The organism is Streptomyces sp. NPDC003943, from assembly GCF_053605265.1.
On the sequence record NZ_JBSGIW010000032.1, the window covers coordinates 36,688 to 48,446 of the forward strand.

The 11,759-nt window shown below is 73.4% G+C and carries 10 protein-coding genes; 3 read left to right on the forward strand and 7 right to left on the reverse strand.

Annotation, left to right across the window (positions count from 1 at the left end):
• Positions 1 to 20: 20 nt before the first annotated feature.
• From ACWEV0_RS15975 to ACWEV0_RS16005, 7 genes are all read right to left on the reverse strand, one after another.
• A complete protein-coding gene (locus ACWEV0_RS15975; RefSeq protein WP_453149885.1) occupies positions 21 to 1,103 on the reverse strand; it encodes a hypothetical protein in 1,083 nt (360 codons plus the stop codon).
• 1 nt (position 1,104) lies between these two features.
• Positions 1,105 to 2,643, reverse strand: a complete 1,539-nt coding sequence (locus ACWEV0_RS15980; protein ID WP_453149886.1) for an oligosaccharide flippase family protein — start codon at positions 2,641 to 2,643, stop codon at positions 1,105 to 1,107.
• A 23-nt stretch (positions 2,644 to 2,666) separates the two neighbouring features.
• Positions 2,667 to 3,494, reverse strand: coding sequence for a chain length determinant protein (locus tag ACWEV0_RS15985; RefSeq protein ID WP_453149887.1), 828 nt, complete (start codon positions 3,492 to 3,494; stop codon positions 2,667 to 2,669).
• Positions 3,495 to 3,686: 192 nt separating this feature from the next.
• Positions 3,687 to 4,790, reverse strand: a complete 1,104-nt coding sequence (wecB, locus tag ACWEV0_RS15990) for a non-hydrolyzing UDP-N-acetylglucosamine 2-epimerase (protein ID WP_453149888.1) — start codon at positions 4,788 to 4,790, stop codon at positions 3,687 to 3,689.
• A 5-nt stretch (positions 4,791 to 4,795) separates the two neighbouring features.
• On the reverse strand, positions 4,796 to 6,052 hold the full coding sequence (locus ACWEV0_RS15995; RefSeq protein WP_453149889.1) for a nucleotide sugar dehydrogenase: 1,257 nt from the start codon (positions 6,050 to 6,052) through the stop codon (positions 4,796 to 4,798).
• Positions 6,052 to 6,831, reverse strand: a complete 780-nt coding sequence (locus tag ACWEV0_RS16000; RefSeq protein WP_453149890.1) for a WecB/TagA/CpsF family glycosyltransferase — start codon at positions 6,829 to 6,831, stop codon at positions 6,052 to 6,054. The genes ACWEV0_RS15995 and ACWEV0_RS16000 overlap by 1 nt, the downstream gene beginning before the upstream one ends.
• Positions 6,828 to 8,009, reverse strand: a complete 1,182-nt coding sequence (locus ACWEV0_RS16005) for a hypothetical protein (RefSeq protein ID WP_453149891.1) — start codon at positions 8,007 to 8,009, stop codon at positions 6,828 to 6,830. The genes ACWEV0_RS16000 and ACWEV0_RS16005 overlap by 4 nt, the downstream gene beginning before the upstream one ends.
• A gap of 451 nt (positions 8,010 to 8,460) precedes the next feature.
• On the opposite strand from ACWEV0_RS16005, the gene ACWEV0_RS16010 reads away from it, so the two are divergent.
• The 3 genes from ACWEV0_RS16010 to ACWEV0_RS16020 are packed head-to-tail and all read left to right on the forward strand — an operon-like array spanning position 8,461 to position 11,527.
• Entirely contained in the window at positions 8,461 to 9,741 is a 1,281-nt protein-coding gene (locus ACWEV0_RS16010) for an MFS transporter (RefSeq protein WP_453149892.1), read from the forward strand.
• The gene (locus ACWEV0_RS16015; RefSeq protein WP_453149893.1) at positions 9,738 to 10,781 is read left to right on the forward strand and encodes a TolB-like translocation protein; all 1,044 of its coding nucleotides are present in this window, start codon (positions 9,738 to 9,740) and stop codon (positions 10,779 to 10,781) included. Before ACWEV0_RS16010 ends, ACWEV0_RS16015 begins: the two co-directional genes overlap by 4 nt.
• 32 nt (positions 10,782 to 10,813) lie before the next feature.
• Positions 10,814 to 11,527 (forward strand): hypothetical protein, encoded by a 714-nt coding sequence (locus tag ACWEV0_RS16020; protein WP_453149894.1) that lies wholly within the window; start codon positions 10,814 to 10,816, stop codon positions 11,525 to 11,527.
• Positions 11,528 to 11,759 lie beyond the last annotated feature (232 nt).

The window sequence follows — 11,759 nt, forward strand, 5'->3', positions numbered from 1 at the left end:
AGGTGATCTCAGGATTTGTCTCATGGTTGGGCGGGAACGACGGGCGTCCCGTCCGCCATCCGGTTGCCCCGCCACACGTTGCCCTTGCCGGCCGCGTTCCAGTAGGCGACGGCCCCGTACCTGCCGCCCGCCGGGTAGTACTGGGGCGAGAAGACGTTGTCGGTCACCTCGACGCCGGTCGAGTCCTTGCCGCCGGCGTAGAGGCTGTACGCCCCGCCCGCGAGCCAGTTGTCGTCGACGACCGTGTTGGTGACGGGCGCGCTGTCGGCGAAGAGGCCGACGGCGGCGGAGGCGCCCTTCTCCACCGGGACCGGGTTGAGCAGCGTGTTGTGCCGGATGATCAGTTTCCCCTGGCCGCCGCCGTTGCTGATGACGGCGTTGGTGTGCTGCCACTGGCCGTCCAGGTTGTGGTACGCGGCGATGTCGTGGACGTAGTTGTCGTGCAGGTCGCCCTGGCCCATGGACAGGGCGTCGCCGAAGCCGGAGACGTCGCAGAAGGCGACCTCGACCGAGCTGGTGCTCATGTTGGAGACGGCGTAGTCGGAGCCGCCGTTGTCGGGTCCCTTGCCGGGGACGGCGGTGATGGTGGTGTGCAGGACGCGCAGCCCGGAGAAGCCTGGCCGCAGGTTGATGCCCCACCAGTTGGTGGAGGTGATCCGGCTGTCGACGACGGTGACGTTGTTGGCGTAGATGTCGAGGGAGCCGGTGATGTCCCAGCCCTTGATGACGGTGCCGTCGGTGCGGATGGAGGCGTTGCCGGTGGACTGCGGGGTGAGGGCAGCGATCCGCGGTCCGGTGGTGGAGGCGTCCGGGTAGCCGCAGGCGCTCGGGCTCGCGCAGCCCTTCGGCGCGCGCGGCTTGCCGTCCGTCGTGCCGCCGCCGGGGCCGGTGGGCGTGGCGCCGGCGCCGGGCTTGGTGATCGCGCGCGAGTCGCAGAGCGCGGCGCCGCCGAGGCAGAGCGCCTGCTGGCCGAGGCCCGTGAAGGTGAACAGGGAGAACAGCAGTACGGCGGCGAGCAGCGCCGCTCCGAGCAGCTTGCGGCGGCGGCCGGGGGGCCGGCCGCCTCGGGCGCCGGATCGGTCGAGCGGGTCCAGGGGACTCACCTCATCGTTCGTGAGCCGGGGCGGCCGGCTGCTTCTGTGCCGGTAGGGAAGGGACCGCGCCGGTCCCTTCCGGCGCCTCGGGCCCCCGGCTCCGGCGGCGCCGGGCGAGTGCGCCGCGCACCAGTGTGCGGGCGGGGAGCGCGCAGAGCCCGTAAGCCACGAGTCCGACGACGCTCGTGGCGCACAGGGCGCCGAGCCCCTCCCCGAGCCGCTGCCGCAGCAGCACCAGGAGCGCGGCCATCAGCAGGCCGCCGAGCACGGGCCGTACGCACACCTTGGCCAGGGCTCGGGCCGCGATGCCGCCGCGCCGCAGGGTGACCAGGAAGGCGGGTGCGACGACCGCCACGGCGACCAGGACGTGCCCGGCGGCGACGGTCGCGATGCCGCCGGCGCGGGCGGCGAGGATCAGCACCGGGACCAGGGTGACCAGCCACAGGCCCTGGATGAGCAGCAGCGAGCGGCGCCGGCCGACGGCCACCAGGCAGTCGTACGTGAGCTCGGCGGCGATCCGGGCCAGGCCGAGGGCCATCAGCCAGGGCAGCGCCTCGGCGGCCGGCCGCCACCGCGCCCCGTACACCAGCTCGACCAGCGGCCCGGCGAGCGCGCCGAGCAGGACGCAGGCGGGGACGGTGGCGGTCATCAGGGCGCCCAGCGCGCGGGCGAAGCCGTCGGAGAGCGCCTTGGCGTCGTCGGCCAGGCGGGAGAAGCCCGCGAAGGAGACCCGGCGGGCGGTCTCGGAGATGACCCGGACGGGCCAGCCGGCCATGTTGAAGGCGAGCATGTAGTAACCGAGGGCGACATGGCCGAGGACCGCGCCGACGATCATGGCGTCAGCGTTGACCACGGCGAGGGCCAGCAGGCTGGCCCCGGCGAGCGGCAGGCCGAACCGGAGCAGCGCCCGGGCCTGACCCGCGTCCCAGCCGAAGCGGAGCATGCCGGGCGCGGCGATCGCGCAGCCGGCGAGGGCCACCACGTTTCCGGCGACGGCGCCGCAGGCGAAGCTCATGGCGCCCCAGCCCTGCAGGGCCAGACCCAGGGTCACGGAGGTGCTGACGACGAAGTTGAGCGCGTCGACGACCATCCGGCGGCCCTGCCGGAACTCCCGGGTGAGCACTCCGGCCGGCACCTGGGAGAGCCCGTCGAGGATCAGGCACAGGCACATCACGCGCAGCACGGCGGTGGCCTCGGGCGCGCCGAGGAGTCCGGCGACGCCCGGGGCGGCGGCGAACAGGGCCAGGTAGAGCAGGCCGCTGGAGAGGGCGCTGAGGCTGAGCACGGTGGGCGCGAAGCAGCGTACGTCGCCCTCCCAGCGGACCACGGCGAGCGTGACGCCGAGTTCGTTGGCGGAGAGCAGCACCATCAGGACGGTCTGGGCGACGCCGTACACGCCCCAGGCGGCCGGGTCGAGCACGTAGCGGACCAGGACGATGCCGGTGGCGAAGTTGCCGAGCCGCATCACCATCGTGTTGATGAGGCTCCAGCGGGTGGCGGAGCGGACCTTGGTCCCCAGGGACGCCTGGTCGGGGGCGTCGGATTCCACGTGGGAGACTCCTCGTTCTCGGGTCACTTCACCCAGGACGGGGGGCGCTTGGCCGGGCGCCGCTCGGCGACGGGCAGCACGGGCAGCTGGACGGTGGGCTGGTCTCGGGGCTGGTCGACGGACGGCTCGGGCCCGGCGCCGAACGACTCCTCGACGAGGTCGGGGGCGGGCCGGGCCTCCGGGAGCGGCCGGCCCTCGGGCTCCGTTCCGGCGGCTTCCCCGGCCTCGGGCTCCTGGCGGTGCCTGCGCGGCTTCGTGCCCCGGCGGCGGGCCTCCGCGAAGAAGGTCGCCACGAGGCTGAGGACGACGCCGAGGCCGGCGGCCATCACCAGGTACTGGACCTTGTTCTTGAGCTGGGGCTCGGGGGTCTGCGGCGGGACGATCGTGGTGATCCGGATCATGGAGTCCGAGGACACCTTCTGGTCGGCCTGGAGCTCCTTGAGCCGCTCGGCGGTGAACGCCATCAGCGTCTTGTTGCCCTTCAGGACGGCGGCCCGGTCCTCGCCGGTGACGGTGAGCCAGAGCAGCGGCCCCTGCGCGTTGTCGGCGATCTTGGCCTCGTACTTCAGGGTCAGCCCCTCGGCCTTCAGATCCGCCTTCGACGCGTCCGAGTTGACGTTGCGGGCGAGACTGTCGGCCATGCCGGTGAGCGACGGCTCCATGCTGAGGAACGGATTGCCGTCGGCGGCCGCGCCCTTGCGGGAGTTGAGCATGGCGACGGTGCTCTGCGACTGGTACGAGACCGGCACGAGCAGCCAGGCGCCCACGGTCAGGCCGGCCGTGAGCAGCAGCCCGGGCACCAGCACGTACCAGCGCCGGCGCATGACCCGGAAGATCTCTGCGAGGTCCATGGCTCCCCCTTGCGCGCCCCCGTGCGGAGCGGCTGCTCAACTGCCTTGCCGCAGATGAGGATAGGTGGGATCGCGAGCGGACGTGAGCCCTTCGCGATCACCACGTTCGGCGGTCTGCGGTGTTCTGCGGTGTCGGTGCGACCGGTGACTTCAGGGCGGCGACGGCCGGTGGGGCGGCCGTCGCCGAAGACGTCAGCGGTGGTCGGTGGGACGGGGGCGGTCGGCCGCCGTGCCGCCGTCCAGGAGCACCCGGGCGATCCGCTCGCCGGCCCGGCCGTCCCAGAGTTCGGGGCGGCGGGGCGGCGGCGGGGCGTCCAGGAGCGGGACGGCGGTGGCGACGATCCGGGCGGGGTCGCGGCCGGCCAGGACGTTGGTGCCCTGCTCGACCGTGATCGGGCGCTCGGTGTTGTCCCGCAGCGTCACGCAGGGCACGCCGAGGGCGGTGGTCTCCTCCTGGACGCCGCCGGAGTCGGTGAGCACGATCCGGGCGCCGGCCTGGAGGGCGATGAAGTCCAGGTAGCCGGCGGGTGGCACGAGCCGGATGCCGCCGGGCACGCCGAGCGCGTTCAGCTTCTCGGCGGCCCGGGGGTGCACGGGCAGCACGAGCGGGCAGTGCCCGGCGACCTCGCCGAGGCCCTTGAGCAGGCCGGCGAGGATCTCCGGGTCGTCGACGTTGGCGGGCCGGTGGAGGGTGACGAGGCCGTAGCCGCCGGCCTCGTACCCGAGTCTGCCGAGGACGTCCGACTCCTTCGCCCGCTCCAGGTTGGCGAAGAGGGTGTCGATCATGACGTTGCCGACGAGGTGGACCTGGTCGTCGTGGTAGCCCTCGGCGCGCAGGTTGGCGACGGCGTCGTCGGACGGCGCGAGCAGGTAGTCGCTGAGCCGGTCGGTGGCGACCCGGTTGACCTCCTCGGGCATCGACCAGTCGCGGCTGCGCAGCCCGGCCTCGACATGGGCGAGCAGCGGGCCTGCCTTGGCGGTGACCAGGGCGCAGGCCAGCGTGGAGTTGACGTCGCCGACCACCACGACGGCGTCCGGCGCGAGTTCGTCGACGAGCGGCTCGAAGGCCGTCATCACCCGCCCGGTCTGGGCGGCGTGGCTGCCGGAGCCCACGCCGAGGAAGCGGTCGGGCGGGCGCAGTCCGAGGTCCTGGAAGAAGACGTCGTTCATCGCCGGGTCGTAGTGCTGACCGGTGTGGACGAGGAAGACCTCGGCGCCCCGGGCCTCCAGGGCGTCCATCACCGGCTTGATCTTCATGTAGTTGGGCCGTGCGCCCGCGACGCAGATGATGCGCATACGGTTTAGAGCACCTCGATCCTGGGACCGCTCAGCCGGCGCCGGCAGTCGAGTACGTAGTCGGCGTGGGCCTCGACGAGCGCGTAGTCGAAGGCGTCGTGGTCGGTGACGAGCACCACCGCGTCGGCGGCGGCCAGTTCCTCCTCGGTGAGCTCGACGCGGACCAGCCGGGAGTCGACGTTGTGGCCTTCGACCACGTGCGGGTCGGCCGCTCGCACCTCCGCGCCCATGTCCAGGAGGAGTTGGGAGATGGGCAGGGCCGGCGACTCGCGGGCGTCGCCGGTGTTCTTCTTGTAGGCGAGGCCGAGGAGGAGGATGCGCGAGCCGTTGACGGCGCGCTTGCGGGTGTTGAAGGCGTTGACCAGGCGCCGGGTCACGTAGTCGGGCATGTGGTTGTTGATGTCGTTGGCGAGCTCGACGAAGCGGAAGGACTGGCCGAGTTCGCGCTGCACCCGCCAGGACAGGTAGGACGGGTCGATGGGCAGGCAGTGGCCGCCGACGCCGGGTCCGGGCGTGAAGCGCATGAAGCCGAAGGGCTTGCTGGAGGCGGCGTCGATGGCCTGCCACACGTCGATGTCGAGGTGGCGGGCGAACATCGCGATCTCGTTGACCAGCGCGATGTTGACGTGCCGGAAGGTGTTCTCCAGGAGCTTCGCCAGCTCGGCCTCCTTGGGCGAGCCGACGGGCACGGTGGTGTCGACGAGCCCGTCGTAGAAGCCCTGGACGGCCTTGAGGGAGGCCTCGTCCACGCCGGAGACGATCTTCGGGGTCTGCTCGAAGCCCCAGACCGGGTTGCCGGGGTCGATCCGCTCGGGGCTGTAGCCGAGCCGGAAGTCGGCTCCGGCGACGAGCCCGGAGCCTTCTTCGAGGAGCGGACCGAAGAGTTCCTGGGTGGTGCCCGGGTACGTGGTCGACTCCAGGATCACGGTCGCGCCGGGCCGCAGGTAGCGGGCCAGCGAGCGGGCCGACTCCTCGATGTAGCGCAGGTCCGGGGTGCCCTCGTGCAGCGGGGTGGGCACGGTGACGACGGCGACGTCGAAGCCGCCGCAGTCCCGTACCGAGTCGGTGGCCCGGTAGGTGCCGGCGTCCAGGGCGGCGCGGATCCGCTCGGCGGACACGTCCTCGACGTACGACTCGCCCGCGGCGAGGCTCTTGACCCGCTCGGTGTCCACGTCGTAGCCGACCACCTCGTGGCCGACCTCGGCGGCCCGGATGGCCAGCGGAAGCCCGACGTAACCCTGTCCCACGACGACGACGCGCATCACGATTCCCCCCTGCTTGCGGTGCTGATCGACGGTGAGGCGGTACGGCGGAGCAGCTCCCGTCCCGTCATGAGGGCGAAGGAGACGTTGGTGGTGAGGTAGCGGCGGCCGAGCCGGCGCGGTTCCTGCAGGGCCCGGTAGAGCCATTCGAGACCGAGCCGCTGCCAGCGCTCGGGGGCGCGGCGGGTGACGCCGGCGAGGATGTCGAAGGAGCCGCCGACGCCGTGCACGAGCGCCACCTTGCTGCGCTCGCCGTAACCGGCGGTGAAGATCTCCTTCTTGGGCGAGGTCATCCCGAGGAACAGCATGTCGGCGCCGCTGGCGGCGATGGCGTCGGCGACGGCGGGCTGCTCGCTGTCGTCGAAGTAGCCGTTGCGGCTGCCGGCGACGCGCAGGCCGGGGAAGCGGACGGCGATCCGCCGGAGCATCTTCTCCAGCACGTCCTGCTTGGCGCCGAGGAGGTAGACGGAGTGTCCGGCGGCCTCGGCCTCGGCGAGCAGCCGCGTGAACAGGTCGATGCCGGCGACGCGTTCGGGCAGCGGGCGGCGCAGCAGCCGGGCGGCCCACACCACGGCCTGGCCGTCGGCGAGGACCAGGTCGCAGCCGGAGACGGCCCGGGCGAGGGCCGGGTCGCGGCGCATGTTGACCAGCTTGGCGGCGTTGACGACGCCGATCTCCAGGCGCTCGGCGGCCCGGACGGCGGCGAGGCAGCGGTCGACGGTCTGGTCCATGGTGAGGGCGTCGAGGGTGACGCCGAAGAGGTTCTGACGGACCGTCATCTCTGCGCCGCCTCCGCCTCGCCGCGACCGAGGGTGCCCAGCCAGGCGTACAGCATCCAGCCGAACTCGTACGGGCGGCACTCGCGGTCCACGGCGACGGGCCGGAACACGGCGTCCAGCGGTCCGAGCCGCAGGCCCGGCACCAGGCGGGTGCTCACGCCTCGGGCGGCGCGCACGGCCTTCTTCGGGTCGCCGCGGTAGACCTTGCGCCAGGTGACGCCGAGGTCGTCGAGGATCATCGGCGCGTGGCGGCCGGCGGCGGCGAGTTCGGGGACCTCGGTCATCCAGCGCAGGCCGCGGCGGACGGGCTCGGCGAAGTCGGTGCCGCCGGCCTCGGCGAGGTCGAGCAGCGCGGTGGGCGCCATGGCGTGCTGGTGGACGCTGTAGACGGGGTAGCCCTCGACGACGGTGCCGCGGCGGGCGTCGTAGTGCCACCACCACTGGCCGCCGTCGCCCTGGAGCGCGCAGATCCGGGTGGCGCAGGCGTCGGCGGCGGCGAGCGCCTCCGGGTCGTCACCGCTCGCGTGGGCGCGGGCGAGGGCCTGGAGCGGGTACGTCTGGTCGGCGAAGCAGCCGATGTGCTCGCGGTACCAGGGGTTGAGGCCGGGCCCGGTGGCGTGCGGGAAGAGCGGGCTGTCGTCGATCCGGGCGCGCAGCAGCCGGTTCCGGGCCGCGGTCAGCCGGTCCTCCACGTCGACGGTGGCGCGGGCGGCGGCGAGCGCGGACAGCACCCAGGCGGCCTCCACCGTGTACTGGGACCTGCCGGGCAGGTCCAGGGCGGCGACCCGGTCGAGCGCGTCGGACAGCTTGGGGTGGCCGGTCTCGGCGGCGGCCCAGGCGATGAGCGCGGCGTCGCCGAGGTTGTCCACCCCGGGCAGCCGCTCGACGAGCAGTCCGGTGAACTCCTCGGCGGTGCGGCCGCCGAGGACGGCGCGCTGCCGCTCCTCGGGCAGGAGACGGACGCCGAGCGCGGTGATGGCGGAGTAGCGGATGCTGGTGCCGCGCTGCTCCAGCGTGGTGGTGCCGGGCCGGGCGGCGCGGGTGAAGACGAAGCCGGTCCCCTCCGGCGTCAGCATCCGCGGCAGGCCGCGCTCGGCCACGGTGAGCAGCCGGCCGGCGAGGTCGTGAAGCGGCCGGTCCGCTTCCGCGAGCTGCGTCAACCGTGAACTGCGTGGCATGTCGGGTGTGTTGGCAGGACGATCGGACACACCCACCCCCCTCGGGTCGGTCCCGGACCAGAGCGGCTGGCCCGGATCGGCTGGTTGATCGGCGTGCGCGCAGGACGACATCGCGGCACGGCACCGGTGGTGCCGGCCGCGCGAAGGTCGGCGCGCCTAGCTGTTGACGAGACTGATGAGCATGACGAGAAAGGCAGTCGGCGTCGAAGCGTCGACGCTTCGGCCTCCTGCCGGTGAAACCCCCACGAACACCCCCTGCGCACAGCGCGAACGCCGTGCTCAACTCGCAGCGTACAACGGGAAGATAGGCGCACAACACGGTGACGATGACGCCTTTCGCGGAATTGGTGGCAAGCAGTCGCGAAGCCGCACCGATCGCGCCCTTCCGCCGCGGCCGCCGGTTACAGTGGCCCCGCGCTCACCCGCTCGACGAGGCTGGAGTCCGAATCACGTGTATCTGGCCGACCGCTCCGCGCCACAGGAACCGCAGAGCCCACCGGAGACGGCATCCGTCGCGCCGGGCCGCGGCGCGCGCGGCGCGCTCCGGGCCGTCTCGCCCACCGTCCTCGCCCTCGGCACGGTCAGTCTCATCACGGACGTGTCCAGCGAGATGGTCAGCGCGGTGCTGCCGCTGTACCTGGTGATGGGGCTCGGGCTCAGCCCGCTGGGCTTCGGCATGCTCGACGGCGTGCAGAACGGGGTGTCCGCCCTGGTCCAGCTCACCGGCGGCCATCTCGCCGACCGGGTCCGCAACCACAAGCTGGTGGCCGGGATCGGTTACGGCCTGTCGGCCCTGGTGAAGCCGCTGCTCCTGGTCCACCACCTGGGCGCGCTCGGCACGGCCCTCGCCCTCGACCGTACGGGCAAGGGCCTGCGCACCGCCCCGCGCGACGCGCTCATCTCGCTGTCCGCCCCGCCGGAGCGGCAGGGCCGGGCGTTCGGCCTGCACCGGGCGATGGACACCACCGGCGCCCTGCTCGGCCCGATGGCCGCGTTCCTCATCCTGGGCGTGGCGGCCGGGGGTTACGACGCGGTGTTCGCGGTCAGCGGGTGCGTGGCGGCGCTCGGGGTGCTGGTGCTGCTGCTGTTCGTGCCGAGCGGCGGGAACGTGAAGGAAGGAGTGCCGTCGGGGCAGCCGAAGGTGGACCTGCGGGCGGCCTTCGGCCTCCTGCGGACCCGCCGCCTCCGGGTGCTGTTCGGCTGCGCGGTGCTGCTCGGGCTCACCACGGTCAGCGACGCCTTCCTGTACTTGCTGATGCAACGCCGTACCGGACTCGACGAACAGCTGTTCCCGCTGCTTCCGCTCGGCACCGCGACCGTGTTCCTGCTGCTGGCGCTGCCCGCCGGGCGGCTCGCGGACCGGGTCGGGCGGCGCGCGTTGTTCCTCGCCGGGCACGCCGGGCTGCTGTCGGCGTACGGGCTGCTGCTCTGGGCGCCGGCCACGCCCGCGCTGCCGTATCTGGTGCTCGCCCTGCACGGCGCCTTCTACGCCGCGACCGACGGCGTGCTGCCGGCGGCCGTCGCCGCCGTCGTGCCGGAGCGGCTGCGGGCCAGCGGGATCGCCCTGGTCGGCACCGGTCAGGCGCTGGCCCGGTTCTGCTGTTCCCTGGCCTTCGGCGCCGCGTGGTCCGCGTGGGGCGACGGCCCCGCGCTCGCCACGGCGGCGGCCGGCCTCGCCTGCTGCGCGGCGGTCGCCGGCGTGGCCCTGCGCCCTTCGGGAGATCCGCGATGACCCTCACCCCGCTGCGCCGTCTGCTCGTCCTCGCCGCCGGGGTGCTGCTCCTCGCGGGCCTCGGTGCCTGGTCCGTGCTCTCCGCGGCCGACCGGGCCGAGGAGGAGAACAAGCCCCGCCCGGGCGGACCGGCGTTCGCGGACGGGAAGGTGACCCTGGACGCGCCGGGCCGTCTGGTGTTCCGCAACACGGCCGCCGGCCCGCGGCGCGACCGGCTGGTCTCCGTCCCGGTGACCGGGCCCGCCGGCGCGGTCCGCACCGCCTCGGACATCAGCTGTCTGCGCTTCCACTCGGCGGCCGGCACCGGCGTCTGCCTCCAGTCCACCACCGTCCTGGGCCGCCCGGCCTACCGCGCGCAGATCCTCGACGCGAACCTGCGCACCGTGCGGTCGTACCCGCTCGCCGGGATCCCGAGCCGCGCCCGGGTCTCGCCCACCGGACACCTGGCCGCCTGGACGGTCTTCGTGAAGGGCGAGTCGTACGGCTCGGCGTTCTTCTCCACCCGGACCGCGATCCTCGACACCCGCGGCTGGAGGTTCGTCCCGAACCTGGAGGAGTTCCGGGTCGTCCTGGACGGCCGTCCGTACCGCAACTCCGACGTGAACTTCTGGGGCGTCACCTTCGCCGGCGACGACGACACCTTCTACGCGACGCTGAGCACCCGCGAGCAGACGTATCTGGTGCGCGGCTCGCTCGCCGGCCGTACCGTCACCACGCTCGCCGAGAACGTGGAGTGCCCGTCGCTGTCGCCCGACGGCACCCGCGTCGCGTACAAGAAGCGCGTGCTCGGCAAGACCGCGCTGTGGCGCGAACACGTCCTCGACCTGCGGACGTCGAAGTCCACGCCGCTCGCCGAGCGGCGCAGCGTGGACGACCAGGCGGTGTGGCTCGACGACCGCACGATCGGCTACGCGCTGCCCGCCGAGAACCGCGCCGACACCGACGACACCTGGACCGTCCCGGCGGACGGCACGGGCGCTCCGCGGGTCCTCTTCGAGGACGGCTCGGCCCCGCCGCGGCCGGCGGGCGGCACGAAGTGAAGGTCACCGTCGGCGAAGGGTGGACCGCGACGGTGACGGACGAGCCCCTGGCCGTCACCCCGCGCTTCACCGGCGACGCCCTGCAGCTCGCGCCGTACACGACCAGGGAGGAGCGCGAGCGCTTCCTCCTGGACACCTTCGGCAGCCAGGAGTGGCTCTGGGACGCTCCGGACACGCTCGGCTTCGAGCGGGCGGGCCGGAAGCTGGCCGGCGCCGAGTTCCGGCTGCCCCACGAGTCCGCCACCGCCGAGGAGTCGGCCCGCCTTCCGGTGGCGCCGGCGGCCCGCCCGGGCGGTCTGCGCGCGGACGAGGAGCGCGACTGCCGACTGGAGGTCACCTCGGTGCTGTGCCGGGCGCCCGGGGACACCGTGCTCACCGCTCTGCGTGACCTCGGCGTCCTCGACGAGCCGCTGGACGCCCGTGTCGGCATCGCCCCCGACGTGGCGCTCCTCCTCCAGCGGGGCACCGTCGTCGGCTGGAGCCTGACCGACCCGGCCCGGCACCTGTCCCCCTGGTTCACGGCGCCCGATCCCGCCCCGCCGGCCCCGGCCACCCGCCGACTGCTCGGCGCCTGCCTGGACCTGGTCACCGACCCGCTGCTCGAACAGGTCCAGGACGGCGAGCCGCCCGCCGTGGCCCGGCTCCTGGAGGTCCACCGGGCCCTGGTGGACCAGCGCGAGGACCGGCACCGCGCCGAGGCCCTGCTCACGCTGATCGGGAATCTGGTGGAGGACGCGGGGACCTGAGGCCGCCGCCCTCCTCCGCTCACAGGCTGCCGGAGACCGGTGCGCAGGGGAGCGAGGTCCACCGGGGTGCCGGTGGTCAGGTCGAGCGAGGCCAGGTGGGGGTGGCAGGCGAGCGGGGTGAGGTCGCCGCCGTCCAGGCGCATTAGCGCCGCAGCAGCGGAACGTTAGTGCGAAACGGAATCCTGTCGGAACACCGTGGCCGTCTCGTCGCCGCGGACCGACGGAACCGGTG

Bases quoted from the DNA above. Each gene is read 5' to 3' on its own strand.
- ACWEV0_RS16000 (WP_453149890.1), bottom strand. From the start codon at position 6,831: ATGACGGTCCGTCAGAACCTCTTCGGCGTCACCCTCGACGCCCTCACC.
- ACWEV0_RS16005 (WP_453149891.1), bottom strand. From the start codon at position 8,009: ATGCCACGCAGTTCACGGTTGACGCAGCTCGCGGAAGCGGACCGGCCG.
- wecB (WP_453149888.1), bottom strand. From the start codon at position 4,790: ATGCGCATCATCTGCGTCGCGGGCGCACGGCCCAACTACATGAAGATC.
- ACWEV0_RS15985 (WP_453149887.1), bottom strand. From the start codon at position 3,494: ATGGACCTCGCAGAGATCTTCCGGGTCATGCGCCGGCGCTGGTACGTG.
- ACWEV0_RS15995 (WP_453149889.1), bottom strand. From the start codon at position 6,052: ATGCGCGTCGTCGTCGTGGGACAGGGTTACGTCGGGCTTCCGCTGGCC.
- ACWEV0_RS16015 (WP_453149893.1), top strand. From the start codon at position 9,738: ATGACCCTCACCCCGCTGCGCCGTCTGCTCGTCCTCGCCGCCGGGGTG.